This is a genomic window from Rhizobium rhododendri (assembly GCF_007000325.2).
Taxonomy (GTDB): domain Bacteria; phylum Pseudomonadota; class Alphaproteobacteria; order Rhizobiales; family Rhizobiaceae; genus Rhizobium; species Rhizobium rhododendri.
The window spans coordinates 678017-701885 of record NZ_CP117267.1; the positions used below are offsets into that span (position 1 = coordinate 678017).

Below are 23869 nucleotides of genomic sequence, written 5' to 3' on the forward strand. Positions count from 1 at the left end.
GTCCTCTGTCGAGTTCAATCCAGGATGCTTGCGGCCGTGCCCAATATACGCGCGCAGGGTTGTGTCGCTGAGCTATGAATCGCCTCACAAAGAAAGGACACGCAGCGCTCTCCGGAGCGCATTCGCGACGTGACGACCTCCGGTGCACAAGTCCATTCCGCTGCATAGACAATGGAGAGACAGATGAGCCTGAACCGCGACTTCTTCTTCGACCAGCTGCGCGAAAAACTCTATCCAAACGGCCTGAACATGGCGCAGGTCGAGGGCCACGAGGCCGTCCTCGATGCCTGGGAAAAGGACCACGCCAAAAGCGACGACCGGTGGCTCGCCTATATCCTGGCGACCGCCTACCACGAATCCGCCTTCACCATGCAGCCTGTCCGCGAGACGCTGGCCAACACCGACGAGCAGGCCGCAGCCAAGCTGGAGGCGGCCTGGGATGCGGGAAAGCTCTCATGGGTGAAGACGCCGTACTGGCGCAAGGATGCCGATGGGAAATACTGGTTCGGCCGCGGACTGGTGCAGATCACCTTCAAGGCGAATTACCGGAAGCTCGGGGATGCCATCGGCGTCGATCTGGTCGCCGATCCCGATCTTGCGCTGGATCTGGACGTGGCCGTCCTGATCATCTTCTACGGCATGCTGAACGGCAGCTTCACCGGCCGCAAGCTGGCGGACTATTTTAACAAGACCAAGGGCGACTGGGTCAACGCCCGCCGGATCGTCAATGGCCTCGACCGCGCCGACACGATTGCTGGCTACGGCAAGATCTATTACGCGGCGCTCAGCTACACGGTTTAGAGGCAACCAGCCTTAGTCGGGCAGGAACCTGCGGACGAGGTCGCGTGCGACACGCTTGGGCTTGCGGGTGGCCGCATCGACGCAGCACCAGGAACTGATGACTTCCGCGGACACATCCTTGCCGCGCTTGAAGATGGTCTTGAACGACGCCCGCGAACCACGGGTCTCCGTCGCCGTCACCAGCGCCTCGACATTGTCGTCGAGGAAAAGCGGCGCACGGTAGGTTATGTCGTGCTTGAGCGCGACCCAGAGCAGGCCTGCCCGGGCCTCGATCGGAGCGACATGCTTCCAGTAGCTGACGATCGTCTCCTGCACCCACTGCAGATAGACGGCGTTGTTGACATGCCCCATCTGGTCGATGTCCCCCGGCGATATCGTGATGCGGTGCTCGAACGTGGGTGTCGGGTGATGCGGCATGTCCTACACTTGGGAGCAGCGGGAGGGCTATTCAATACCGGGGTGAGGAGAGGCTCAGATCCAGCCGGTCTTTTTGAAGCGCATGTAGAGCCCGCCGCAGAGAACGACGATGACGCCGAGCACGACGTAATAGCCGTATTCGGTCTTCAGTTCGGGCATGTTTTCGAAATTCATGCCGTAGATGCCCGCAATCGCAGTGGGCACGGCAAGGATAGCCGCCCAGGCCGCAAGCTGCCGGGTAATCACCCCCTGGCGCTGCTGCTCGAGCAGGTTACTGGCCTCGAAAACGGAGGTGATGACGTCCCGGAGACCGGCAACCATCGATTCCACCCGGTGGACATGGTCGAGCACGTCGCGGAAATAGGGCTTTGCCTCATAGTCGAGACAGGGCAGGTCGAGATGGACGAGCTTGCCGCACAGTTCCGACATCGGCCCGAGGACGCGCTGGAACAGGATGACCTGACGGCGCAGCTGGAACAGGCGGGTGATCTGGGTCCGCTCCAGGAAGGATTCGAGCATGCGGCTTTCCATGCCGAGCACATGGTCCTCGATCGTCTGGACGACCGGCAGGTAGCCATCGACGATGAAATCGATGATCGCATGCAGCACGTAATCCGTGCCGTGGGCCAGCAACTGCGGCGATTCCTCGAGCTGGCCGCGCAGCTGGCTGTGGCCCCGGTCCGATCCGTGCCGGACGGTAATGATGTGGCGCTTGCCGACGAAGATCGCCGTCTCGCCATAGTCGATGTCATCGCCGGTGAGGTGTGCGGTCTTTGCCAGCACGAACAACTGCTCGCCGTAGATATCGAGCTTGGGGACCTGCTTGGCATTCAGCGCGTCCTCGACGGCCAGGCGGTGCAGCCCGAACGAGCGCTGCAGCACCTGCAGTTCGTCGAGGGTCGGATCATGCAGCCCGATCCAGACGAATTCGTTCTCCGCCACCGGCGCAACCGCTGCCGCAATCGGCACCTTCTCGGCCCGCACTCCATCGCGATACAGAAAGGATGCAACAACACTCATGCAAAAGGACCCCGTCTCGGCCCCATGCAACACCCGCATGAACGCCATCTACCGCCGCTATCTAGGCACCCCGCCGCGCGATGTAAGGGCGGGTGCGAATTTTTGCGTGGTGCAAATCGCATCCGTTGGAAGTTGACAATCGTCTGGGGGTTTCAATGTGTGAACCGGTCTTGCAACTGTCACGAAACTGTCAAGCAGCGCGGCTAGCGTCGGGCTCAGTCAAGAGATCGGAGACAGCCATGACATTGAAATTTCTATCCGCCGTGCTCGCAGCCGGAGTTGCAAGCCTTTGCGCCATCGGCGCTGCCGGAGCCGCCGACCAGCCGCACAATGTCATCCTGTTTGTTGCCGACGGTCTCCGCAGCCCCGTTGTCGACGACACCACGGCGCCCAACATGGCGGCGCTCGCCCGCAACGGCGTCTATCTGCGCAACAGCCACTCGCTGTTTCCGACCTTCACCACGGCCAATGCCTCCGCACTGGCGACCGGCCATATGCTTGGCGATACGGGCGATTTCTCGAACACCATCTACACCGGCTTCCAGGTTCCCGGCGCCGGCAAGAGCCTGACGCCGTTTCTCGAAAGCGATCCGGTGCTCGGCGATGTCGACGAGCATTTCTCCGGCAACTACCTGAACGAGGCGACTATCCTGCAGCTGGCCCGCGACAAGGGGTTCGGCACCGCCTCGATCGGCAAGCTCGGTCCCGCACTGATTTTCGACCACACCGAGCGAACCGGCGAAAAGACCATCCTGATCGACGATGCTACCGGCACCGAGAAGGGTATCCCGCTGTCTGCCGAAACGCAGGATCGCCTGAAGGCAGCCGGGCTGCAACTGGCGGCGCCAGGCCGTGGGCCCAACAGCAAGTCGGGCGATTTCCAGACGGCAGGGACGAAATCGGCCAACACCATCCAGCAGGATTATTTCGCTGCCGCCGCCACCCGCGCCGTGCTGCCCGAGCTTGCCGACAAGCACAAGCCGTTCGTCATGGTCTTTTGGTCCCGCGATCCGGATGGCACCCAGCATAACCAGGGCGACAGCCTCGGCAAGCTGGTGCCCGGCATCAACGGCCCGACCTCGATGGCGGCCATCCGCAATGCCGACGACGATCTCGGCCGCCTGCGCGCTGCCCTGCAGGAACAGGGACTGGCCGACAGCACCGACATCATCGTGACCGCTGACCATGGTTTCTCGACGATTTCGAAGCAAAGCCAGACCAGCGCCGCCGGTAAGGCGAGCTACGCCGACGTCACCCCCGGCCTTTTGCCGGTCGGCTTCCTTTCGCTCGACCTTGCCAAGGCGCTGAGCCTGCCGCTGATCGATCCGGACCAGGATTACAAGGCGATCGACGCCGGCCAGCACCCGAAGAGCGGCAACGGCCTGATCGGCGGGGACAAGGACCACCCGAAGGTGGTGGTGGCTGCCAACGGCGGATCTGACCTGATTTACCTGCCGGACGGCGACAAGGCGATGGCAAAGAACGTCGTCGATGCGCTCCTGAAGCAGGATTACGTCAGCGGCATCTTCGTCGCCAAATCGCTCGGTGCCTTCCCCGGTACACTGTCGCTCGACGACATCGCGCTGGAAGGGTCTGCCGTCACGCCGATGCCGGCCATCGCCGTCAACTTCCGCTCCTTCTCGACGATCTGCGGCCAGCCGGAGCGCTGCACTGCCGAGGTCGCCGACAGCGGACTGCAGCAGGGCCAGGGCATGCACGGATCCTTCAGCCGTGCCGATACCTGGAACTTCCAGGCGATGATCGGCCCGGACTTCAAGTCAGGCTTCGTCGACGCCGCGCCGACCAGCAATGCGGACATCGGCAAGACCATCGCCCGCATCCTCGACCTCAAGACCGAAGACAAGGGCAAGCTCGTCGGCCGCGTCATCACCGAAGCGATGAAGGACGGCACCATGCCCGAGGTCGCCACGAAAATGCTGGTGTCGGAACCGGCCGAAAACGGTCTGAAGACGATCATCGACATGCAGATGGTCGGCGATACCCGATATTTCGACGCCGCCGGCTTCCCCGGTCGCACTGTCGGTCTCACCGTATCGGACGGCACATCGATGAACTGAGGCAGGCCGATCGAGGTTCAAAACGGCGCGATCTCGGCGCCCTGGGAAAAGATCCCTGCCGAGATCGCATTGGACTTTCCCGCTTGATGGACTGAGCCCGGGGCAGCATGCCCCGGTTGAACGCCGGCGGCACGCATGCTAACCGCTGCGACAGACAACGTCCTCGAGGAGTGCCACGCGTGATCCGTCATATCGTCTTCTTCAACGTCGCCGATCGGGCCAATCTGGAGGCGGTCCGGGCAGGCCTGTCGATCCTCACCGAAATTCCTCACGCCCGGCTGCTGGAGATCGGCACCAACGTCAAGACCGACCAGCTCGGCACCGACGTCGACCTCGTCGTCTACGGCGAATTCGACGACGAGGCAGCACTGGCGGCCTACAAGGCCCATCCGAATTACCAGATCTCGATAGAACGCGTCCGGCCGCTGCGCGAGATGCGGATTGCCGCGGACTACGACAGCGAGACGGCGGTGCGGGAGGCGATTTAGGGCGGCGGGGCGTTTGGCTGGCGGATTTCGAGCGGCTGGGTTTGCGGAAAGCGGCGGTCGCTTGAGGGCGCGCGACAGGGATGTCCATTGCTACTGTAATGGCCTACGCCCTTTAAAGCTGCGGTATCTGGGAGCAGCACGTGAGTTTTCAAATGAATACCAAATCTAAACTGTGCCTCGCTCTTGTCCTTTCACTGGTGCTGCTGGTTGCCCGCGCAGAAGCCAGGCCGGCTATGCTGAAACAATCAACGATTGACGGCGTCATGCATGCGATCATAGCACGCTGGAATTTGCCGTCTGATTTGGCGATTCGCGGGCTACGCGCCGAAGTTCGGGTCAACCTGAACACGCGTGGTGAAATCAGCGGCAAACCCGCGCCACATATAACCGGTGGTACCGCCGCTCAGCAGCAAAGATTTGCAGAATTGGTCACTCGAACGATTTTGCAAGCCGCACCGTTTACCGGGTTGCCATTGGACAAGTACAAGTCGTGGAAGACACTGATCGTCAGGTTCGAAGCACAAGCATTTTGAGGACACGTCGCGTTTTCGGGACAGCGTGAACAGACGTTCAAAGCGTGGCGCAGATATCCTCCCAGGCGGGGGAGACATCAGCGTATATGCCAGCGAATTCTAACTTTGCGCAGAGCCCCCTCTGCCCTTTCGGGCATCTCCCCCACAAGAGGAGATCCGTCGAGCCTGCTCTGCCAGCCCCACAGGCTTAAGGCGACTTAATCGCAACTCAAAAGGACATCCCGATGAAACTCCCGTTCACCCTGCCGTGGCGTTCCACGGCGGGCCGCAGGGCTGTGGCCGAGCACAAGGCAAGCGGCTCGATGATGACGTTGACGTCCGAGGGTCGGGCGCACTGGACGGGGCGGTCCTATGGGGCGCTGGCGCGTGAGGGGTTCATGAAGAACCCTGTGGCGCATCGTTCGGTGCGGCTGGTGGCCGAGGCGGCGGCATCTGTCTCCTGGCTGCTCTACGAGGGTGACCGGGAAGTTGGCGAGCATCCGTTGCTGTCACTGATGCGACAGCCGAACGGGCGCAAGGCGGGCCCGGATTTCTTCGAAGCGCTGCACGGCCATTTGCTTCTGTCGGGCAATGCCTATGTCGAGCCGCTCATAGTCGGCGGCGCGTTGCGCGAGCTGCACCTGCTGCGGCCGGATCGTGTCGCCATCGTCGAGGGCCGCGATGGCTGGCCGGAAGCCTATGAATACCGCGTTGGCGGCCTCGTGCGCCGCTTTGCTGCCGAGAGCGATGGCCTGACGCTGCTGCACCTGAAACTGTTTCATCCGCTCGACGACCATCTTGGCTTTCCGCCGCTGGCAGCTGCCCAGGTGGCGCTCGATCTGCACAATGCCTCCTCCACCTGGAACAAGGCGCTGCTCGACAATTCGGCGCGGCCATCGGGGGCGCTCGTCTACCAGCCGAAGGAGGGCGGCAACCTGTCGCCGGACCAGTACGAACGGCTGAAACAGGAACTCGACGAAGGCTATTCCGGGCCGATGCGGGCCGGCCGGCCGCTGCTTCTCGAAGGCGGGCTGGACTGGAAGTCGATGGGCCTGTCGCCGAAGGACATGGATTTCGTCGAGGCCCGCAATGGCGCTGCCCGTGATATCGCGCTGGCTTTCGGGGTGCCGCCGATGTTGCTCGGCATCCCCGGCGACAACACCTATGCCAACTACCAGGAGGCCAATCGCGCCTTCTACCGGTTGACCGTCCTGCCGCTGCTAACCCGCACCGCCTCGGCGCTCTCCCTGTGGTTTGCCACGGCTTATGGCGAAGGCCTGCGGCTGGAGCCGGATCTCGACAAGATCGCCGGCCTTGCCGCCGAACGCAGCGAATTATGGGCCCGTGTCGGCCAGGCGGATTTCCTGACAGACGCCGAAAAGCGCCAGGCGGTGGGTTATTGAGGTGGCGCCCGAAATTTGTTATACATCGTATAACAAGATAAGGAGCTTCCCGATGACAAAGCCCGTCCTCTCAGACCCCATCGCCCTGCGTATTCCGGAAGACATCCTGAAGGACATCGAAACCATCGCCAAGGTCTCCGAGCGCAGCCGCAGCTGGGTGATTGTCAGGGCACTGAAATATTACCTGATGCAGGAAGGCAATGACATCCTGCAGATCATGGAAGGCGAGGAACAGATTCGCAATGGCGAGGTCATCGACGCTGAGGATCTGTTTGCAGAGTTACTATCTCCCGTGCAACATGATGCTGCATGAGAAAAATCATTCTTTCGGCAAATGCCGGAGACTATCTGCGGTGCGAGAAGGCCTATCTCGCAAGCTTCAATCCGCGAGCATCAGACACCGCAATGAGACAGCTTCGCTCGGCATTCCGGCTGCTGGCCGGATACCCCCAGGCGGGCGTCGCGGATACAAAGCTGCCGGGTCGTCGGATTTACGTGGCCGGCAATTACATCATCGCTTACCGCGTCGAGCCGGACGCCATCAAGATTTCCTATATCCGGCATGGGCGCCAGCAGGCGCCTGATCTCGACAAGGACGAAGGCGCGGATATTCCCGACACGGATTAGTTCCGAGATTAAATCAAGCCATGTGGGGCCGGCAGCAGCAATTTAGCCGCCCGTTATCCGCTCATTCAAAATATCAAGTTCCTCGCCAAGCCAGCGAAGTTCGGGCGCGAACGGATTCAAAAGACTCACTGAAATCGGAACCTGCCGTCCCATGCCGAGCATGGTCGACGCTGGCAGCGGCATGCGACATCCCGTTCCTAAACCGGAGATCTTAACAATGGCGCACCTTCCAGGCGAGACTTCGCTGTGGGCGACGAGGCTCGTCGGCGCTTCGGCGGGGGCGGCTGTGTCGCTGATCTATCTGCTGCCTAAAACCCGTCGCGAGGCGGCCATGCGCTTTTTCACAGGCCTTGCCTGTGGCCTGATCTTCGGCGGTCCGACAGGCGTCTGGGCGTCCGAGCGGCTCAATGTCTCGCACGTGCTGGCAGCATCGGACATCATGCTTGCCGGCTCCGCCGCCGCCAGCCTCTGCGCCTGGTGGGCCCTCGGCATCCTGTCGCGGCTTGCCGACCGCTACGGCCAGAAACACGACGCCTGACGGGAGCGCCTAAACCGCCCCTGACGGGAGCCGGTAGACCGCCCCTGACAGAAGCGGGCCACTGCCCCTGACGCCATCAACATCGCAATCCGGAGACTTCGCCATGACCGCACCCAGCGTGTCTGCTCGATCCCCCATGGGCATCGACAGCTGCAAATTTGCCAGTCTCGAACTCAGGGGCCTCACCCGCGACGGCAGCTTTTCCGGCTATGCCAGCGTCTTCGGCGAGGTCGATCTCGGCAGCGATCGCGTCGAGCGCGGCGCCTTTGCCCGGTCGCTCGCCACCCGCGGTGCATCGGGCATCCGCATGCTGTTCCAGCACGACCCGTCCGAGCCGATCGGCGCCTGGAAGACCATCCGCGAGGATGAGCGCGGCCTCTATGTCGAGGGCCAGCTGGCAGACGGTGTGGCGCGTGCCCGTGAGGTGCATCAGCTCTTGAAAAATTCCGCCCTCGATGGCCTGTCCATCGGCTTTCGTACCGTCAGGGCCCGCACCGACGCAAAGTCCGGCGTGCGGCACATCCTGGAAGCCGACCTCTGGGAAATCTCGGTAGTCACCTTTCCGATGCTGCCGTCGGCGCGTGTCCAGAATGTCAAGAATGCGCGGTGGTTCCGCGACAGGGAGACCGAGCTCGTCCGCCACATCAGGCGGGCGGCGCGGCAATTGATGACCGAAACCTTCAAACAAGGATGATCGCATGAGCGAGCAGACAGCGACGGCACCGCGCGGTGGTGCCATGGAAATCAAGACAGTGCCGGAAACCGTGGGGGCTGCCTTCGAAGAATTCATGGAGGCGTTCGAAGCCTTCAAGGATGTCAACGACCGGCGCCTCGGCGAGATCGAGGGCAAGCTGACATCGGACGTGGTGACGCGCGAAAAGGTCGACCGCATCAACAAGGCGATGGACGATCACAAGAAGGTCCTCGACCAGCTGGTGCTGAAAAAGGCCCGCCCGCCGCTCGGTCGCAGCCTTCCAGGCTCCGTCGATGCCGCCGAACACAAGGCGGCCTTCGAGACCTACATTCGCCGTGGCGACGCGTCGGGATTGCGCGAGATCGAAGCCAAGGCGCTGTCGGTCGGTTCCAACGGGGACGGCGGCTATCTGGTGCCCGACCAGACCGACACCGAGATCGGTCGCCGCCTGTCGGTGGTCTCGCCGATCCGTGCGCTGGCGACGGTTCGCCAGGTGTCCGGCTCGGTGCTGAAGAAGCCGTTCACCACGCAGGGGCTTGCCTCCGGCTGGGTGTCGGAAACTGCCGCCCGGCCGCAGACCACCGCGCCGCAGCTGGCCGAGCTGACCTTTCCAACGATGGAACTCTATGCCATGCCGGCCGCCACCCAGGCGCTGCTCGACGATGCCGCCGTTGACATCGAGAGCTGGATTTCCAGCGAGGTCGACATTGTCTTTGCCGAGCAAGAGGGTACCGCGTTCGTCACCGGCGATGGCGTCGCCAAGCCGAAAGGGTTTCTGGCGTACCCATCGGTGGCGGATGCCGGCTGGAGCTGGGGTAATCTCGGCTATATCGCCACCGGTGCTGCCGGTGCCTTTCGCACCGCCGGGCCGACGGACGTGCTGATCGATGCCGTCTATGCGCTGAAGGCCGGCCATCGCCAGAACGGCAATTTCGTCATGAACCGCCGCAGCCAGGCAACCATCCGCAAGTTCAAGGATGCCGATGGCAACTATCTCTGGCGGGCGCCGTCTGCCGCCGGACAGCCGGCCTCGCTGATGGGCTTCCCGATTACCGAAGCGGAGGACATGCCGGATATCGCCGCCGATGCGCCGGCCATTGCCTTCGGCGATTTCCGCGCCGGCTACCTCGTCGTCGACCGCACTGGTATCCGCGTCCTGCGCGATCCCTATTCGGCCAAACCCTACGTGCTGTTCTACACCACCAAGCGCGTCGGCGGCGGCGTGCAGGATTTCGAGGCGATCAAGCTGATCAAGTTCTCGGTCAGCTGAAGCACCCCTCATCCGCCTGACTGCACCTTCTCCCCGAGGGGAGAAGGGAATGCCGGCACCGCCTCTCGCTCCATCTCCCTCTGCCTTCGGGGAGAGGGCAGGGTGAGGGCGCGGGCCGCCTACTCGATCTCATATGAAAGATGTCCCATGACCTATGCCCAGATCACTCCGCCCTCAGCGGAGGCGTTGACGCTCGCCGGGGTGAAGGCCCATCTGCGGCTGGATACGTCCGACGAAGACGAGCTTGTTGCCGGCCTGATCGCGGTTGCCCGCGAGCATCTGGAGCGCAGCACAGGCCTTTGCCTGATGACCCAGCGCTGGCGTCTCTATCTTGATTCAATCTGTGAAGACGGCGTGATTCCGATTGCCAGGGGCCCGGTGCAAGCCATTGTTGCCATTACCGTTTATGACGAGCTCGGCCAGCCCTCGATAGTCCCGCTCGAAGGTTATGTGCTGGATGGCATCAGGCAACCGGCGCGGCTTATGCTCCGCCAGCGCCTGTCGTCCGGTCGCGCCGTCAACGGTATCGAAATCGATTTCGTCGCCGGTTTCGGCCCGACCGCCAACGATGTGCCGGACACGCTGAAGCGGGCAATGCTGACCCATGTGGCGCAGATGTTTTCGTGCCGCGGCGTCATCGGCATCGAGGACCAGCCGGCGCTGATCCCGCCCGGCTACGACCGGCTGGTTGCGCCCTTCCTGCTCCGGAGCCTTTGACCATGCGCTCGACCTTCTTCGACCCCGGCCGCATGACCGCCCGGCTCAATCTGGAGGCGCCGCTCGAAACGCCAGACGGCCAGGGTGGCGTTACCCGGACCTTCGTCGAGACGGCATCGTGCTGGGCGCTGATCGAGCCGGTCAGCGGGTCGGTGGAAGAGGAAGCGTCGAGCGAGATATTCAGGCGCACGCACCTGATCTGGCTGCGCTGGCGCAGCGATGTCGTGCCCGGCATGCGGCTTCGCAAGGGCAACCGGCTGTTCTCTATCGGCGGCACGCAGGACCCCGACGATAGCCGCCGGTATCTGATCTGTCATTGCCAGGAGAAGTCGGTATGACCGCCCTTTCGACATATACCCTGCCAGACCTCGCGGCAGTGCTGGCAAAGCTCTTGGCTTCCGGCAACGCGCCTTTTCGGCACCCGGCAGGCAAGGAGACCCGACGATGAGATCCGCTGCCAACGAGTTGTTGCAGGCCATCCACACCGCGCTTGCCGGCAGCATATCCCTGACAGAGACGATCGGTAGCGACGGTATTCGCGATCGGCTTGTCACCGGCCGGCAATTGCCGTGCATCGTCGTTTCCGAACTCGCCAGCAACGATTATTCGACATCCACCGAGCCCGGAGAGGAGCATTTTCTGACGCTGCAGGTCTGGTCCGATGCTGCCGGCCAGCGACAGGCCCAGCAGATCGCCGCCATCGTCGGCAGTCTCCTGCAGGACGCGTCCCTGCCACTTGCCACATACGCGCTGGTCAATTTCCGCCATCTCGCAACGAAGGCAAGGCGCGAGCCGAAGACGCGGCTGTTTTGCGCCGAGATGCGGTTTCGGGCGGTGACCGAGTAGAGATGGCAGCGACCGGCTATGACTCTCACGCTTGCGCCAGCACGGCACCCACCGCCGTTGCCCGCCGCACCAATAGTCCGAGCGCCAGGATCAGCATGAGTGCGCCCGACGAGAGAACGACACAGACGCCCAGCGCAGTCGGCGCTCCGGCGTAATCGAGGACGGCGGTGAAGACTACAGGGGCAGTGGCATTGGCGAGGTTCTGCGGCAGCGATAATCGTGCGGAATGCAGGCCGTACTCGCTTGGCGAAAACAGCGCCAGCGGCAGCAGCGCCCGCGCGACCGCCATGACGCCGGAGCCGAACCCGAACAGCAGCGTGAAAATGACAAGCTGCGCCGTGGACGCTCCGAAAAGCAGCAGGAGCAGGAAGCTCGTGACCATGAGGCCTATGCCGATGATGGCGCTCAGCACCGGGTTGCCGCGCCGGCCAAGCAGCATGTCCATCAGCCGCGCGGAAATACCGATGACACCGCGTGCCGAACCAAGTTGCAGCGCCAGTGCCGGCGACGCGCCGTATTGCCGGAAGATCTCGAGCAGCGACGGGGCCAGCCCGAAGGTCACGAAGGTGGATATCGTCGTCGCCGATGCTATCAGCAGGAAGGCCTTGCGCCGGCCCGCCGGTGACAGCGGTACAGGCGGCGTCAGGTGTCCGGGCTCGCCTCTTTCGACGACGACAGGCTTCGGCAGGGCAAATAGATAAAGCGGCAGGCAGAGACAAAGGTGCAGGGCGGCGCAGGCGACATAAGTTCCCCGCCATCCGAGATGGGCATTGAGCAGGGTCAGGATAGGCCAGAAAAGGGTGGCCGAGAGGCCGGTAAACAGCATCATGATGGTGATGATGCGCTTGCCGTTCATCCCCTCGCGCTCGATGACGGCGGCATAGGCCGGTGCATTCAGCCCGAGCGCACCGCCGAACCCGATGACAAGCCAGGCGATCCCGTAGACGACGATACCGTTTGCCGCCGAAAGCAGCAGCAGGCCGACTGCAAAGACGATCGATGAGGCTGCAAGCACACGCGCCGCGCCGTAGCGGCCAAGCCAGCGACCGGTGACCGGGCTGCAGAGGCCGCTGACTACCATCATCAGGGTCAGGCCGGAAAAGACCACCTCGTTGGGAAGGCTGAGATCGGGCGCTACGATGCGCCCCATCACGCCGAGCATGTCGAAGCTGGTGCCCCAGCTGATAAGCTGCGTGATGCTGAGGACGGCAACGATCTGGGCCGAGCGCGGTGAGAAGGCTTTGGGCATGAAAAGCGGTGCTTTGTGACCTGTTTGTGACCTTGCGTAGCAGCTTGGCCGAGGCGTTGAAAGTGACATCTCGATGACGTCCGGACGCTGCCTTTTGCCGATGTCCGGCGCGCAGAAAATTCCGGTTTTGCAAGCGCCGGTTACGGCGCATTTTCCTTGAAAGGATATCCCGATGGTCGCGCAGAAAGGCAAGGACCTGCTGTTGAAGATCGACAATGGCGGCGCTTACGAGACGGTGGCGGGCCTGCGCAGCAAAAAGCTGTCGTTCAACGCCGAGACGGTGGATATCACCGATGCCGAGAGCGCCGGGCGGTGGCGCGAGCTTCTTGGCGGCGCCGGCGTCCAGCGCGCCGGGCTTTCCGGTTCGGGCCTGTTCAAGGATCATGCGTCGGACGCCCTGATCCGAACCGCCTTTTTCAACGGATCGATCCTCTCCTGGCAGATTGTCATTCCCGATTTCGGCACCGTCAGCGGTGCGTTCCAGGTATCGGCGCTCGATTATGGCGGCGAGCACAATGGCGAGGTTACCTTCGATATCGCACTGGAATCGGCAGGCGTCATCACCTTCGGGGTGCTGTGATGCTGCGCCCGCGCACAGGTGCCCGCGCCAATCGTCGCCGCGGCGAGATCGAGGCGGAAATCGACGGCGAGCGCCGCATCCTCTGCCTGACGCTCGGCGCACTGGCCGAACTCGAGACCGCGTTTGCTGCCGACGATCTCGCCGGCCTGGCGGCAAGATTTTCGCAAGGCGGCCTTAAGGCGGCCGATCTCATCCGCATCCTCGGTGCCGGCCTGCGGGGAGGCGGTAACGTCTATTCCGACGACGACGTCGCGGCGGCCGGCATCGGCGGCGGCATCGCTGCCACGGCGGCTATCGTTGGCAATCTGCTGGCGGCAACGTTTCTCGGCGATCAGGAGCAGGCATCGCCGGGCCCTCGCTAGCCGCAGCAGGCGAGGCAGTTGACGGGGCCGACAGGGCAGGGCCAACAGCCTTTCCCTGGCATCGTGCCTTGCATGTCGGCCTCTGCCTGCTGCGGCTTCCCCCCGGCATATTCTGGGCGATGACGCCCATTGAATTCCACGCCATGGCCGGAGGCCTGTCGCCGCACAGTTCGTCGCTCGACCGCGCCGGACTGGCCGCAATGATGGTGCTCTTTCCGGACTGATCCCATCAAACGTTGCACCGAGCTGCAGGAACCCGATGACCGAAACAACCGATCTCTCAGACACCAACACCGAGGCGCAGGCCTTGAAGCATACCCTCGACGATCTCGACAGCCGCTCACGGTCGTTCGGTTCGGCGCTCGGCAGCGCACTGACGTCTGCGACCACAGGCGGCAAGGGGCTCGACAGCGTGTTGCAGGGCCTTGCCAGCCGGCTGACCAATATCGCCCTGTCGGCCGGGTTGAAGCCGCTCGAAACGGCACTCGGCGGCGCTGCGGACAGCCTGAGCAGCGGCATCGGCAAGCTGTTCGGCTTTGCCAAGGGTGGCGTACCCGGGAACGTAACGGCCTTTGCCGACGGCGGTGTAGTAGCCTCGCCAACCTATTTTCCGATGGGCAGCGATCTCGGGCTTATGGGCAAGGCGGGCTCCGAAGCGATCCTGCCGCTGAAGCGCGGCTCCGACGGCTCGCTCGGAGTGGCGAGTTCAGGCGGCGGCGGTTCGTCCGTTGTCGTCAACATCACCACGCCGGATGTCCAGGGCTTCCAGAAAAGCCAGGCGCAGATTTCCGCCATGCTGGCGCGCACGGCACTGCGCGGCCAGCGCAATCTTTGAGGCTACCGATGACCCTCGCATTCCACGATATCCGCTTTCCGCTGCGCCTGTCGCTGGCCACCAGCGGCGGGCCGGTGCGGCGCACCGATATTGTCAACCTGTCGAACGGCCGCGAAAGCCGCAACAGCCGCTGGCGCGATGCCCGCCGCAGCTACGACGCCGGCTCTGGCGTCCGCTCTGTCGCCGAACTCTATGAGGTACTGGCGTTCTTCGAGGCCCGCAGCGGCCAGCTTTCCGGCTTCAGGTTTCGCGATCCCATCGACTTCGCATCCGCACCGCCCGGCGCACCGGTGACGGCCCTCGACCAGCCGATCGGCACGGGTGACGGCACGACGACCAGTTTCCCGCTTACGAAGACCTATGCAGATATGGCCGGGCAGTCCGTGCGCGGGATCGCAAAGCCGGTGGCCGGCTCTGTGCTGGTGGCCGTCGGAGGCATCGCCGTTCCGGCAGGCGACGTCTCCTGCGATCCGGCGACAGGCCTTGTCGTCTTTGCAAGCCACGCCATTCCGGCGGCGGGTGTTTTAGTGACCGCCGGCTTTGCCTTCGATGTCCCCGTAAGGTTTGCCATCGACCGCATCGATATCAGCCTGTCCGCCTTTCAGGCGGGCCGCATCCCTTCCATTCCCCTGGTGGAGATCTTGCCATGAGAACGATCGATCCGGCGCTGGCTGCCCATCTCGCCGGCGACGCCACAACGTTGTGCCATTGCTGGCGTGTCATCCGCCGCGACGATATCGTTCTTGGCTTCACCGACCACGACCATGACCTTAATTTTCTTGATACACGTTTTCTCGCGGCAAGCGGCTTTGCAGCCAGCGACGGCGAGGAACAGGCCGGATTGCCAGCAACCACCAGCGATGTCACCGGAGGCTTCTCAAGCGATGCCATTTCCGAGGCGGACCTCGCCGCCGGCCGCTACGACGCGGCTCGTGTTGAGGTCTATCTCGTCAACTGGTCCGCGCCCGACCAGCATCTGCTCCTGAAGGTGCAGGAGATCGGCGCTGTCACCCGCCAGATCGGCCAGTTCCAGGCGGAGTTGCGCAGTCTCGCCGCCCGCCTCTCCGAACCGCAGGGACGCATCTACAACCGCCGCTGCGACGCCATCGTCGGCGACCCCAGGTGCGGCATCGATCTCGCCTTGCCGCAATACCGCGCTGAGGGACTTGTCGCGTCCGTGGAAGATGCAACCAGGATGACGCTAACCGGCATTGCCGGGTTCGCTGACGGCTATTTCGCGCGAGGCAGCATGGTTCTTCTCGATGGGCGAAACAGTGGCACGGCCGCCGATGTCGATAGCCATTCGACCAGCGGCGCGGTAACGCAACTGACCCTTTGGCTGCCCCTGTCAGACGCGCCCGAGATCGGCACCCGCGTTGCGCTGACGGCCGGCTGCGACAAGGCGTTCACCACCTGCCGCGCCAAGTTTGCCAATACTGCCAATTTTCGCGGCTGCCCGCACATGCCGGGCGCCGACTTTGCCTACACCTACGCGGACGGGACGAGCCTGCACGACGGGAGCCCGTTGTTTCCATGAGCGAAGATGTTGCACGACAGGTGCTGGAGATTGCCGAAAGCTGGATTGGCACGCCCTACAGGCACCAGGGCGCCAGTAAAGGCGTGGGGTGCGATTGCCTTGGTCTCGTCAGGGGTATCTGGCGCGGACTCTACGGTGAAGATCCGGAGTTGCCTCCTGCTTACGCGCAGGACTGGGCGGAGCGCAGCGGCGAAGACCGTCTGTTGAACGCAGCGCTTCGGCATTTCGGACCATCCGGGTGCCTCGAAAATGCAAAGCCGGGCGATCTCCTCCTGTTTCGCTGGCGAGCGGAGCATGCTGCCAAGCATGCCGGTATTCTCGATCATGCCGGACATTTCATCCACGCCTACGAACAGGCAGCCGTGATCCGCTCGCCATTCGTACCGTCCTGGCGCAGACGGGTGGCCGCCACGTTCCGCTTCCCGCCGCGTTAGACAAGGGCGGTCACTTGCAAAAGGGCGCAACCTTTAGTATTTTGAAGTGGTGAGCGAAGCGCTAACCTCGCTCACCGTTTGCCTACGCTATGATGTGGACCCGGACGGTTACAAACCAGCCCGTCCGGGTTTTTCTCACAGTAAGCGTGATGCTAAGTGGAAACCACCACATAACCTCACCTCCATGTTCGAGAGCAAGGCCTTTGCCAATGCCGGCGTAGCCAATGCTCGCCGACGCGCCGGCTGGTACGACGCTTTCTGCTTCTGCTCCCGATCTTTGACGACAATACAATTTAAAAGGGTATTTTCAAGCGCGGGATTTCCCGGCGCTGACCTCCCTTGTCCAACTCAGCGAGATGTTCATGGCAACCATCCTCTTTCAGGCGGCGGGTGCTGCTCTCGGTAGTGTTTTCGGACCGGTCGGCGCGATGATCGGCAGGGCCGCAGGTGCGTTGGCGGGCAGCGTCGTCGATAAGGCGCTGATCAACGGCAGCCGCACCGTTTCGGGTGCGAGAATGGCGACGGCGCGCATTCCGGGTGCCGACGAAGGGGCGGCAATCATCTGGCTCTACGGCACTGCACGACTGGGAGGCACCTTGATATGGGCGACCCGTTTCGAGGAGGAGGTCTCCACCGAGCGCTCCGGCGGCAAGTCGACCGGGTCGCGTGTCGAGACATTCCGCTATTTCGCCAACTTCGCCGTCGGCCTTTGCGAGGGACCCATCGCCTGCATCCGCCGCGTCTGGGCGGATGGCAAGGAGGTGGATCTGACCCAGATCGAGATGCGCGTCTACAGAGGCTCCGAAGACCAACTGGCGGATCCGCTGATCGAGGCCAAGCAGGGCGCAGGCCATGCACCGGCGTACCGGGGAATTGCCTACGTCGTCTTCGAACGACTGCCACTCGATACATTCGGTAATCGCATTCCGCTGTTCCAGTTCGAGGTGGTGCGGCCGATCGGGCGCCTGGAGCGGCAGATCCGCGCGGTAACGATCATTCCGGGCTCGACAGAGCACGGTTACAGCACGACCCGGGTAACCGAAAAAACCGGTGCCGGCAGCATGCGCGCCATCAACCGCAACGTGTTGACAGCGACGACCGATTGGCAGGCCTCGCTCGACGAACTGACGGCACTATGTCCCAATCTGAAAAGCGTCGCACTCGTCGTTGCCTGGTTCGGCACCGATCTGCGCGCCGGGCACTGCCGCATCGTTCCCGGCGTGGAGACGCTGGCCCGTGACAGCGAGAGCAGTCGGTGGTCCGTGTCGGGTATCAACCGCGCGGACGCCCATCTGATCAGCCTCAGCGAGGGTACGCCTGCTTATGGCGGCACCCCGGATGACGCCAGCGTATTGCAGGCAATCGCCGATCTCAGGCAGCGCGGGCTGGGCGTTTTCATCTACCCGTTCCTGATGATGGATATTCCGCTCGGCAACGGGCTCCCGGATCCGGAAGGGGCAGGGGAGCAGGCGGCCTATCCGTGGCGCGGCCGGATCACCGCCTTCCCGGCGATCGGCAGGCCCGGCACGGTGGACCGGACAGCTGTAACGGGCGCACAGGTTGCAGCTTTTTGCGGCGCGGCCTCCTCAACCGATTTTTCCATGGACGGCGCGGCGGTCGCCTATCACGGCACTGACGAAGGTTATCGCCGCATGCTGCTGCACTACGCCCATCTGGCTGTTGCAGGGGGTGGCGTCGACGGGTTCATCATCGGTTCGGAACTTCGTGGGTTGACGCAACTGCGCGATGCCGGCGGCAGCTTTCCCTTCGTACAGGCTCTGGCGACGATGGCGACAGACATCCGTGCCATCGTCGGCCCCGCGACAAGGCTCACCTATGGCGCCGACTGGAGCGAATATTTCGGCTACCATCCAGACGACGGCTCCGGCGACGTCTATTTCCATCTCGACCCGCTGTGGGCCTCGCCGGATATCGACGCCGTCGGCATCGACAATTACATGCCGTTGTCCGACTGGCGCGACGATGACCTCGCAAAGGCCAATCCCGACGGCTTCCGCATCCAGGACGATCTTGCGGGCATGACGGCGGCAATCGACAGCGGTGAAGGCTTCGACTGGTACTACTCAAGCGCCGCTGACAGGATTGCGCGGGACCGGTCGGCGATTTCGGACGGCCTTGCGGCAAAGCCCTGGGTGTTTCGCTACAAGGATATCGGTAGCTGGTGGAGCAGCCTTCATTATGAGCGCGTCGGGGGTGTCGAGCGCACCACGCCGACAGCCTGGGTACCCCATGCAAAGCCGATTTGGCTGACGGAACTTGGATGCCCGGCAATGGACAAGGGCGCCAACCAGCCGAACGTCTTTCTCGACCCGAAATCGGTGGAATCTGCCGCGCCCTATTTCTCCAACTGCATGCGTGCCGACAGCGTTCAGCGCCGCTTTCTCGAGGCCCACCACGATCACTGGGCCGGCTCCGGCGTCGTCGATCCCAATCGTATTTTCGTCTGGACCTGGGATGCGCGGCCTTATCCTGCTTTCCCTGTCGATACCGGCCTTTGGAGCGATGGGAGTAACTGGCGGACGGGGCACTGGCTGAACGGACGGCTCGGCGCCGGCACCCTAGCCGACGTTATCGCTGCCATCCTGACGGATCAGAATTTCACCGATTTCGATGTTTCCGAGGTGAGCGGAGACCTCTCCGGCTATGCCCAGGGAGATGTCACCTCCGCTCGCGACATGCTGACGCCGCTCCTTGAGATCTTCCAGATCGACGTGATCGAGGACGGTCCTGTGCTACGGTTTCGCTCGAGGGCTGCGGCCAGCCTGGCTCCCATTCTTATTTCCGCCGTCGTCGATGTCGAAAGCCAGCCGCTCTGGCAGGAAACGCGCGGCCACGACAGCGATTTCGCCGCCGAGGCCATCGTCACTTTCTACGACCCCCTGGCCGACTACGAGCAGGCCAGCGTCCGCTCGAGGCGGGCACCCTCTGCATCGAATCGCGTGCTCCGCAACGATCTCGGCGCCGTCGTGCCGGAGGAAGCGGCGCTGCAGGCAGCCGAAAATCTGTTGCGCGACAACAGGGCCTCGCGCCGCTCGGTCACCCTGTCGCTTTCGCCGACAGCCAGTCACCTCCAGCCGGGCGATGTGATTTCCATGGCAGATGGCCCCGAAGGCCGCTTCCTGGTGACCCGCATTGAGGACGGTGCCGCGCGAAGTATCGAAGCGCGCGAGTTCGCATCGCTTGGCGGCGGCGCGATCGCAGCCTCGACGCCGGTAAAGGCGAGTGGCGGCGGGGCGGCCTCTGATGTCTTTGCCCCTGTCGTCGAACTGATGGACCTGCCGCAGTTCGAAAGCGGCTCGCCAAGCGATTTTGCATGCGGTGCCGTCTACGCCCGACCGTGGCGCACGACCGTCCTGTCCTCGTCACCATCCACCGAGGCGTTTGCCCGGCGCGTGATGCTCGACCGTCCGGCAAAGATAGGCTCGGTCGTGGCGCCACTATTTCCCGGCGTCAGCGGTCGGTTCGACTGGTCGCAGTCGCTTACCGTCGATCTTGCCTATGGCGGGCTGGAGTCGGCACTGAAGATCTCGGTGCTCAACGGCGCCAATCGCTTTGCGGTGCAGAGCGTCCCGGGAATGTGGGAAATCGGCGCGTTCATCGAGGCGGAGGAAATTGCGGCTAAACGCTGGCGGCTGTCAGGCCTGCTGCGCGGGCTGGCGGGAACGGAGGATGCTACGGCGGCAGGCATTGCCACACATGCTCCGTTCGTCATACTCGACGCGGCCGTCAAACCGCTCGGCCTTGCCAGCGGCGAGATGGGCCTGCACCTCAACTGGATCGCCGAGGCGCCAGGATCGAACGACCGGGCAGGACCCATCGTCTTTGCAGGCGGTATCCGCGCCGAGACGCCGCTGTCGCCGGTCCACATCGCCGGGAGCCGGAATGCGGAAGGGGCGGCTGTCTTCACCTGGATACGCCGGGGGCGGATCGATGCGGACAACTGGATACCGTCCGACATTGCCCTCGACGAGCCGACCGAGCGCTACCGTGTCGATCTCATGCAGGGCGGGGTGCTGAAACGGCGGGTCGAGGTCGTTACGGCCGGATGGACCTATTCGGCGGGCGACGAGATCGCCGATTTCGGCGCGACCCAGCCCCATCTTGAGATTGTCATTTCGCAGATGGGCCAGCGGGTGCCGATCGGCATTCCGGCCGCTGCCGTCGTGGCAGTCTAGTTTTCAACCAGAGGAGTAGAGCATGGAAGACGGGAAACACTGGTACTATTCGAAGACGATCTGGGGCGCGTTGCTGGCGATCGGGTCGTCCGTCCTGCAGATGAAGGGGCTTCAACTTGGCGAGGCGGACCAGGCGACGATCGTCAACTCCGCCGTTTCGATCGCCGGCGCAGTGGGCGGATTGCTGGCAGTCTACGGCCGCATCGCTGCCAGCACCGCGATCAAAGCCAGCTAGCCAACGCTGCTTTCGGGGAATGCCGTTCCCCATACAGGATGGGCACAGGATATCTATGCCCATTCATTTGCCATTCAGACGGCTTTGAGTAACTATTCGCTCACGTTATTGTCCCCCACGGAAGTTAATGAGCATGGCATCATCCTTGAGCGTAGCAGCGGTACTCGCCATCATGGCGGGATCGGCTGTGTTGCCGGTGACGACGCCGACGCTTGTCGCGCGAGCGAAGTCGGATTGCAGCGATGCGGCGTCGCAGGTGGTCGAGAAGACCGGCGGGCAGCTTCTGTCCGTCCAGCCGTCCGGCGACAGCTGCGTCATAACAGTTCTCGTTCAGGGCAATGGGGAGCGCCCGCGTAAGGTGACTGTAAAGGTTCCGATGTAGGAGGAGCCTCGTCAGGTATCGCGAATCGTTAGGAATTGGGCGGAAACATGCGCATTCTCGTAGTTGAAGACGACGTCACACTGAACCGGCAGCTTGCCGACGCGCTGAAAGAGGCCGGCTACGTCGTCGATGTCGCTTTCGATGGTGAAGAGGGACACTATCTCGGCGATACCGAGCCATACGACGCCATCATCCTCGACATCGGCCTGCCGGAAATGGACGGCATCACCATGCTGGAAAAATGGCGTGCGTCCGGCAAGGGAATGCCGGTGCTGTTGCTGACGGCCCGCGACCGCTGGAGCGACAAGGTCGCCGGCATCGACGCCGGTGCCGACGACTACGTGGCCAAACCATTCCATGTGGAAGAAGTGCTCGCCCGCATCCGTGCGCTCATCCGGCGGGCTGCCGGCCATTCCTCCTCCGAAATCACCTGCGGCCCGGTGCGGCTCGACACCAAAAGCTCAAAGGCGAGCGTCGATGGCAAGCCGTTGAAACTCACCTCGCACGAGTATCGCCTGCTCGCCTATCTCATGCATCACAAGGGCGAGGTGGTCTCGCGCACCGAGCTCGTCGAGCACATGTACGATCAGGATTTCGACCGCGATTCCAATACCATAGAAGTATTTGTGGGCCGCTTGCGCAAGAAAATGGGAGTTGATCTCATCGAAACGGTCCGGGGGTTGGGCTATCGTATTCAAGCGCCGACCAATGATAATTAAGTCTCTCACCGCCCGCGTCCTGCTGCTGACCACGATCTGGTCTGCCATGGCGCTGGTGGCCATCGGCTTCGTCATCTCGACCCTATACCGAAATAGCGCGGAGCGCGGTTTCCAAGACCTCTTGCGGGCGCAGCTTAATAACGTCATCAATTCCGTCACTATCGGCGAACAGGGCACGCTGACAGGCAACCCACAACTCGGCGACCTGCGCTATGCCCAGCCGAAGACAGGCTGGTACTGGATCGTTGAGCCGCTAGGCACCTTCACGTCAGCGCCGTTGGTGTCCCCCTCGCTGGGTTCGGTCAACCTGCCGGTCCTGTCAGTGATGGAAGCGCCTTTCAACAAGTCCTACGAACGGTACTACATCGTCACCGACAGCGTCGGCAACCGGGTCCAGGTGGCAGAGACGGAGATCGTGTTCGTCGAAGGGGATGGCCGTGCGGCACGGTTCCGGGTGACCGGCAATATCGGCGTCATCGAAGCCGATGTCGAAACCTTTTCCCACAGCCTCTATCTAGCGTTGGGCGTCTTCGGGATCGGCAGCCTGATTGTCAACGCGCTTGCCATTCTTTACGGCCTCAGGCCGCTCGACGAGGCGCGTGGTGCTCTCGAGCGCATCAGGGCGGGTGAAAGCGAGCGGCTGCAGGGCGATTTCCCACGCGAAATCCTGCCGCTTGCCAACGAAGTCAATGCGCTGATCGACAGCAATCGCCGCATCGTCGAGCGGGCCCGCATGCAGGTCGGCAATCTCGCCCACTCGCTGAAGACGCCGATCGCCGTGCTGCTGAACGAGTCGCGCGTGCTGGATCAGTCGCATGGCGATCTCGTCAAAGGTCAGGCCGAGGCCATGCAGGGCCAGGTGCAGTCCTACCTCAACCGCGCCCGCATCGCAGCCCAGCGGGAATCGGTACTTGCCCGGACCGACGTAGAGCCGGCGCTTGAGCGCCTGGTTCGGGTGATGCGGCGGCTGAATACCGAGATCGAGTTCCAGCTCACTGTCTCCCCCGGTCTGGCGCTGGCGATGGAGCAGCAGGATCTGGAGGAAACGGTGGGCAATCTGCTCGAGAACGCCGCCCGCTTTGCGAAGACAAAGGTGATTGTCACAGCCAGCGAGGCCGCCCCGGACGTGAAGGGTCTCGATCCCGCCCGGCGCCACTGGGTCGCGCTTACCGTCGAGGACGATGGTCCGGGACTGGAGCCCGATCAGATCCGCGAGGCGATGAAACGCGGCCGCCGTCTCGACGAGACGAAGCCCGGCACAGGCCTTGGCCTGTCGATCGTCAGCGAGATCACCGCGGAGTATCAGGGAGTGCTGACCCTCTCGCGCGGCAGCGCGGGTGGTTTGCAGGCAGCCTTAATTCTGCCGGGCATCGTAAAGGATGTTGCGTGAGAGACGGCATGATGACAGAAAGATCATACGCGCCATGGGGATGCCCTGTGGAGACCACGGAACGATATTTTATTTTTTTGGCAGTTAATTCTGGTTCGGTTGCATGAAGCTTGGCATTTCCTCTTTGACCGCTGCCGCCCTCCTGGCCGCCCTGTCCCTATCCGGCTGCAGCACTACAGCTGGAAAAGGCGCTCTGGCGCGCCTGTCGCCGATCAAGAGCAACTCCTCGGCGACCTTCATTACTGCGCTCGACGGTGGCATAATCGGCAATACCGGGCTGACGATGAGCGACAGCGACAAGCAGCGCGCGCTGGAAGCGGAATATCGCGCCCTGGAGGCAGCCCCGGGCGGCCAGCCGGTGGTCTGGAGCGGCCGTACGATGAGCGGCCAGGTGGTCGCCGCTGCGCCCTACCAGGTGGGATCGCAGAATTGCCGCCAGTACACCCATACTGTCACTGTCGACGGCAAGCAGACCGTCGCACGCGGCTCCGCCTGCCGCAACGACAACGGCACCTGGACACCGCTGGAATAGGTTTTCG

30 protein-coding genes are annotated in these 23869 nt (G+C 63.0%); 26 read left to right on the top strand and 4 right to left on the bottom strand.

Translation table 11 applies throughout. The annotated features are described in order from the left end of the window. The first annotated feature begins 183 nt into the window (after nt 1-183). Nucleotides 184-801 carry a glycoside hydrolase family 19 protein gene (locus PR018_RS03365; RefSeq protein WP_142824382.1) on the top strand — a complete coding sequence of 206 codons (618 nt, stop codon included), beginning with the start codon at nt 184-186 and terminating at the stop codon, nt 799-801. Nucleotides 802-813: 12 nt separating this feature from the next. Here the strand turns inward: PR018_RS03365 and PR018_RS03370 are convergent, their stop codons facing one another. Together PR018_RS03370 and PR018_RS03375 are read right to left on the bottom strand one after the other, a co-directional pair. Beyond that, nucleotides 814-1218, bottom strand: a complete 405-nt coding sequence (locus tag PR018_RS03370; RefSeq protein ID WP_142824383.1) for an acyl-CoA thioesterase — start codon at nt 1216-1218, stop codon at nt 814-816. Between the two features lie 54 nt (nt 1219-1272). Further along, a complete protein-coding gene (locus PR018_RS03375; RefSeq protein ID WP_142824384.1) occupies nt 1273-2238 on the bottom strand; it encodes a magnesium and cobalt transport protein CorA in 966 nt (321 codons plus the stop codon). Nucleotides 2239-2477: 239 nt separating this feature from the next. On the opposite strand from PR018_RS03375, the gene PR018_RS03380 reads away from it, so the two are divergent. The 6 genes from PR018_RS03380 (at nt 2478) to PR018_RS03405 (ending at nt 7346) form a co-directional block, all read left to right on the top strand. Continuing rightward, the gene (locus PR018_RS03380; protein WP_142824385.1) at nt 2478-4316 is read left to right on the top strand and encodes an alkaline phosphatase family protein; all 1839 of its coding nucleotides are present in this window, start codon (nt 2478-2480) and stop codon (nt 4314-4316) included. A gap of 179 nt (nt 4317-4495) precedes the next feature. Continuing rightward, a complete protein-coding gene (locus tag PR018_RS03385; RefSeq protein ID WP_142824386.1) occupies nt 4496-4804 on the top strand; it encodes a Dabb family protein in 309 nt (102 codons plus the stop codon). 140 nt (nt 4805-4944) lie between these two features. Continuing rightward, a complete protein-coding gene (locus PR018_RS03390) occupies nt 4945-5337 on the top strand; it encodes a hypothetical protein (protein ID WP_142824387.1) in 393 nt (130 codons plus the stop codon). A 224-nt stretch (nt 5338-5561) separates the two neighbouring features. Further along, complete coding sequence (locus tag PR018_RS03395; protein WP_142824388.1) at nt 5562-6719, top strand: phage portal protein; 1158 nt, start codon at nt 5562-5564, stop codon at nt 6717-6719. A gap of 52 nt (nt 6720-6771) precedes the next feature. Next, nucleotides 6772-7032 carry a CopG family ribbon-helix-helix protein gene (locus PR018_RS03400; RefSeq protein WP_142824389.1) on the top strand — a complete coding sequence of 87 codons (261 nt, stop codon included), beginning with the start codon at nt 6772-6774 and terminating at the stop codon, nt 7030-7032. Then, nucleotides 7029-7346, top strand: coding sequence for a type II toxin-antitoxin system RelE/ParE family toxin (locus tag PR018_RS03405; protein WP_142824390.1), 318 nt, complete (start codon nt 7029-7031; stop codon nt 7344-7346). The genes PR018_RS03400 and PR018_RS03405 overlap by 4 nt, the downstream gene beginning before the upstream one ends. 42 nt (nt 7347-7388) lie before the next feature. Here the strand turns inward: PR018_RS03405 and PR018_RS03410 are convergent, their stop codons facing one another. Next, nucleotides 7389-7529 (bottom strand): hypothetical protein, encoded by a 141-nt coding sequence (locus PR018_RS03410; RefSeq protein ID WP_153816482.1) that lies wholly within the window; start codon nt 7527-7529, stop codon nt 7389-7391. Nucleotides 7530-7563: 34 nt separating this feature from the next. On the opposite strand from PR018_RS03410, the gene PR018_RS03415 reads away from it, so the two are divergent. From PR018_RS03415 to PR018_RS03440, 6 genes are all read left to right on the top strand, one after another. Next, nucleotides 7564-7884, top strand: a complete 321-nt coding sequence (locus PR018_RS03415; protein ID WP_142824391.1) for a DUF6107 family protein — start codon at nt 7564-7566, stop codon at nt 7882-7884. 103 nt (nt 7885-7987) lie between these two features. Continuing rightward, nucleotides 7988-8578: an HK97 family phage prohead protease gene (locus tag PR018_RS03420; protein ID WP_202617138.1), complete on the top strand. Its 591-nt coding sequence runs from the start codon at nt 7988-7990 to the stop codon at nt 8576-8578. Nucleotides 8579-8582: 4 nt separating this feature from the next. Beyond that, complete coding sequence (locus tag PR018_RS03425; RefSeq protein ID WP_142829884.1) at nt 8583-9848, top strand: phage major capsid protein; 1266 nt, start codon at nt 8583-8585, stop codon at nt 9846-9848. 147 nt (nt 9849-9995) lie between these two features. Next, on the top strand, nt 9996-10565 hold the full coding sequence (locus PR018_RS03430; RefSeq protein ID WP_142829882.1) for a head-tail connector protein: 570 nt from the start codon (nt 9996-9998) through the stop codon (nt 10563-10565). Nucleotides 10566-10567: 2 nt separating this feature from the next. Continuing rightward, nucleotides 10568-10903, top strand: a complete 336-nt coding sequence (locus tag PR018_RS03435) for a phage head closure protein (protein WP_142829880.1) — start codon at nt 10568-10570, stop codon at nt 10901-10903. Between the two features lie 106 nt (nt 10904-11009). After that, nucleotides 11010-11411: a DUF3168 domain-containing protein gene (locus tag PR018_RS03440; RefSeq protein ID WP_142829878.1), complete on the top strand. Its 402-nt coding sequence runs from the start codon at nt 11010-11012 to the stop codon at nt 11409-11411. Between the two features lie 25 nt (nt 11412-11436). Here PR018_RS03440 and PR018_RS03445 read toward each other — a convergent pair whose 3' ends face one another. Further along, nucleotides 11437-12660: an MFS transporter gene (locus PR018_RS03445; protein ID WP_202617156.1), complete on the bottom strand. Its 1224-nt coding sequence runs from the start codon at nt 12658-12660 to the stop codon at nt 11437-11439. Nucleotides 12661-12832: 172 nt separating this feature from the next. On the opposite strand from PR018_RS03445, the gene PR018_RS03450 reads away from it, so the two are divergent. The 13 genes from PR018_RS03450 to PR018_RS03510 all read left to right on the top strand — a co-directional run bounded on the left by PR018_RS03450 (nt 12833) and on the right by PR018_RS03510 (nt 23862). After that, nucleotides 12833-13240, top strand: a complete 408-nt coding sequence (locus PR018_RS03450) for a phage major tail protein, TP901-1 family (protein ID WP_111220336.1) — start codon at nt 12833-12835, stop codon at nt 13238-13240. Then, complete coding sequence (locus PR018_RS03455; RefSeq protein ID WP_142829875.1) at nt 13240-13602, top strand: gene transfer agent family protein; 363 nt, start codon at nt 13240-13242, stop codon at nt 13600-13602. Before PR018_RS03450 ends, PR018_RS03455 begins: the two co-directional genes overlap by 1 nt. Further along, nucleotides 13584-13826 (top strand): rcc01693 family protein, encoded by a 243-nt coding sequence (locus PR018_RS03460; RefSeq protein ID WP_142829873.1) that lies wholly within the window; start codon nt 13584-13586, stop codon nt 13824-13826. The genes PR018_RS03455 and PR018_RS03460 overlap by 19 nt, the downstream gene beginning before the upstream one ends. A 35-nt stretch (nt 13827-13861) precedes the next feature. Then, entirely contained in the window at nt 13862-14437 is a 576-nt protein-coding gene (locus tag PR018_RS03465) for a phage tail tape measure protein (RefSeq protein ID WP_142829871.1), read from the top strand. 8 nt (nt 14438-14445) lie between these two features. Beyond that, complete coding sequence (locus PR018_RS03470; RefSeq protein ID WP_142829870.1) at nt 14446-15087, top strand: DUF2460 domain-containing protein; 642 nt, start codon at nt 14446-14448, stop codon at nt 15085-15087. Further along, a complete protein-coding gene (locus PR018_RS03475; protein ID WP_142829868.1) occupies nt 15084-15974 on the top strand; it encodes a DUF2163 domain-containing protein in 891 nt (296 codons plus the stop codon). Before PR018_RS03470 ends, PR018_RS03475 begins: the two co-directional genes overlap by 4 nt. Continuing rightward, the gene (locus PR018_RS03480; RefSeq protein WP_142829866.1) at nt 15971-16408 is read left to right on the top strand and encodes an NlpC/P60 family protein; all 438 of its coding nucleotides are present in this window, start codon (nt 15971-15973) and stop codon (nt 16406-16408) included. Before PR018_RS03475 ends, PR018_RS03480 begins: the two co-directional genes overlap by 4 nt. A 362-nt stretch (nt 16409-16770) precedes the next feature. After that, nucleotides 16771-20604, top strand: coding sequence for a baseplate multidomain protein megatron (locus tag PR018_RS03485; RefSeq protein WP_142829864.1), 3834 nt, complete (start codon nt 16771-16773; stop codon nt 20602-20604). A gap of 22 nt (nt 20605-20626) precedes the next feature. Beyond that, the gene (locus PR018_RS03490) at nt 20627-20839 is read left to right on the top strand and encodes a hypothetical protein (protein WP_142829862.1); all 213 of its coding nucleotides are present in this window, start codon (nt 20627-20629) and stop codon (nt 20837-20839) included. A gap of 133 nt (nt 20840-20972) precedes the next feature. Next, nucleotides 20973-21221: a hypothetical protein gene (locus tag PR018_RS03495; protein WP_142829860.1), complete on the top strand. Its 249-nt coding sequence runs from the start codon at nt 20973-20975 to the stop codon at nt 21219-21221. Nucleotides 21222-21268: 47 nt separating this feature from the next. After that, nucleotides 21269-21940, top strand: coding sequence for a response regulator transcription factor (locus PR018_RS03500; RefSeq protein ID WP_111220345.1), 672 nt, complete (start codon nt 21269-21271; stop codon nt 21938-21940). Beyond that, nucleotides 21930-23330 (top strand): ATP-binding protein, encoded by a 1401-nt coding sequence (locus tag PR018_RS03505; protein ID WP_142829858.1) that lies wholly within the window; start codon nt 21930-21932, stop codon nt 23328-23330. Before PR018_RS03500 ends, PR018_RS03505 begins: the two co-directional genes overlap by 11 nt. A 103-nt stretch (nt 23331-23433) precedes the next feature. After that, nucleotides 23434-23862, top strand: coding sequence for a hypothetical protein (locus PR018_RS03510; RefSeq protein ID WP_142829856.1), 429 nt, complete (start codon nt 23434-23436; stop codon nt 23860-23862). The last annotated feature ends 7 nt before the right edge of the window (nt 23863-23869 follow it).

What these genes read in the sequence shown, in the direction of transcription:
- PR018_RS03420 (WP_202617138.1), top strand. Translation starts at nt 7,988, where the DNA reads ATGACCGCACCCAGCGTGTCTGCTCGATCCCCCATGGGCATCGACAGC.
- PR018_RS03370 (WP_142824383.1), bottom strand. Translation starts at nt 1,218, where the DNA reads ATGCCGCATCACCCGACACCCACGTTCGAGCACCGCATCACGATATCG.
- PR018_RS03435 (WP_142829880.1), top strand. Translation starts at nt 10,568, where the DNA reads ATGCGCTCGACCTTCTTCGACCCCGGCCGCATGACCGCCCGGCTCAAT.
- PR018_RS03440 (WP_142829878.1), top strand. Translation starts at nt 11,010, where the DNA reads ATGAGATCCGCTGCCAACGAGTTGTTGCAGGCCATCCACACCGCGCTT.
- PR018_RS03450 (WP_111220336.1), top strand. Translation starts at nt 12,833, where the DNA reads ATGGTCGCGCAGAAAGGCAAGGACCTGCTGTTGAAGATCGACAATGGC.
- PR018_RS03505 (WP_142829858.1), top strand. Translation starts at nt 21,930, where the DNA reads ATGATAATTAAGTCTCTCACCGCCCGCGTCCTGCTGCTGACCACGATC.
- PR018_RS03425 (WP_142829884.1), top strand. Translation starts at nt 8,583, where the DNA reads ATGAGCGAGCAGACAGCGACGGCACCGCGCGGTGGTGCCATGGAAATC.
- PR018_RS03375 (WP_142824384.1), bottom strand. Translation starts at nt 2,238, where the DNA reads ATGAGTGTTGTTGCATCCTTTCTGTATCGCGATGGAGTGCGGGCCGAG.
- PR018_RS03405 (WP_142824390.1), top strand. Translation starts at nt 7,029, where the DNA reads ATGAGAAAAATCATTCTTTCGGCAAATGCCGGAGACTATCTGCGGTGC.
- PR018_RS03510 (WP_142829856.1), top strand. Translation starts at nt 23,434, where the DNA reads ATGAAGCTTGGCATTTCCTCTTTGACCGCTGCCGCCCTCCTGGCCGCC.
- PR018_RS03455 (WP_142829875.1), top strand. Translation starts at nt 13,240, where the DNA reads ATGCTGCGCCCGCGCACAGGTGCCCGCGCCAATCGTCGCCGCGGCGAG.
- PR018_RS03430 (WP_142829882.1), top strand. Translation starts at nt 9,996, where the DNA reads ATGACCTATGCCCAGATCACTCCGCCCTCAGCGGAGGCGTTGACGCTC.
- PR018_RS03380 (WP_142824385.1), top strand. Translation starts at nt 2,478, where the DNA reads ATGACATTGAAATTTCTATCCGCCGTGCTCGCAGCCGGAGTTGCAAGC.
- PR018_RS03485 (WP_142829864.1), top strand. Translation starts at nt 16,771, where the DNA reads ATGGCAACCATCCTCTTTCAGGCGGCGGGTGCTGCTCTCGGTAGTGTT.
- PR018_RS03365 (WP_142824382.1), top strand. Translation starts at nt 184, where the DNA reads ATGAGCCTGAACCGCGACTTCTTCTTCGACCAGCTGCGCGAAAAACTC.
- PR018_RS03470 (WP_142829870.1), top strand. Translation starts at nt 14,446, where the DNA reads ATGACCCTCGCATTCCACGATATCCGCTTTCCGCTGCGCCTGTCGCTG.
- PR018_RS03400 (WP_142824389.1), top strand. Translation starts at nt 6,772, where the DNA reads ATGACAAAGCCCGTCCTCTCAGACCCCATCGCCCTGCGTATTCCGGAA.
- PR018_RS03475 (WP_142829868.1), top strand. Translation starts at nt 15,084, where the DNA reads ATGAGAACGATCGATCCGGCGCTGGCTGCCCATCTCGCCGGCGACGCC.
- PR018_RS03480 (WP_142829866.1), top strand. Translation starts at nt 15,971, where the DNA reads ATGAGCGAAGATGTTGCACGACAGGTGCTGGAGATTGCCGAAAGCTGG.
- PR018_RS03410 (WP_153816482.1), bottom strand. Translation starts at nt 7,529, where the DNA reads ATGCCGCTGCCAGCGTCGACCATGCTCGGCATGGGACGGCAGGTTCCG.
- PR018_RS03495 (WP_142829860.1), top strand. Translation starts at nt 20,973, where the DNA reads ATGGCATCATCCTTGAGCGTAGCAGCGGTACTCGCCATCATGGCGGGA.
- PR018_RS03465 (WP_142829871.1), top strand. Translation starts at nt 13,862, where the DNA reads ATGACCGAAACAACCGATCTCTCAGACACCAACACCGAGGCGCAGGCC.
- PR018_RS03395 (WP_142824388.1), top strand. Translation starts at nt 5,562, where the DNA reads ATGAAACTCCCGTTCACCCTGCCGTGGCGTTCCACGGCGGGCCGCAGG.
- PR018_RS03445 (WP_202617156.1), bottom strand. Translation starts at nt 12,660, where the DNA reads ATGCCCAAAGCCTTCTCACCGCGCTCGGCCCAGATCGTTGCCGTCCTC.
- PR018_RS03415 (WP_142824391.1), top strand. Translation starts at nt 7,564, where the DNA reads ATGGCGCACCTTCCAGGCGAGACTTCGCTGTGGGCGACGAGGCTCGTC.
- PR018_RS03490 (WP_142829862.1), top strand. Translation starts at nt 20,627, where the DNA reads ATGGAAGACGGGAAACACTGGTACTATTCGAAGACGATCTGGGGCGCG.
- PR018_RS03500 (WP_111220345.1), top strand. Translation starts at nt 21,269, where the DNA reads ATGCGCATTCTCGTAGTTGAAGACGACGTCACACTGAACCGGCAGCTT.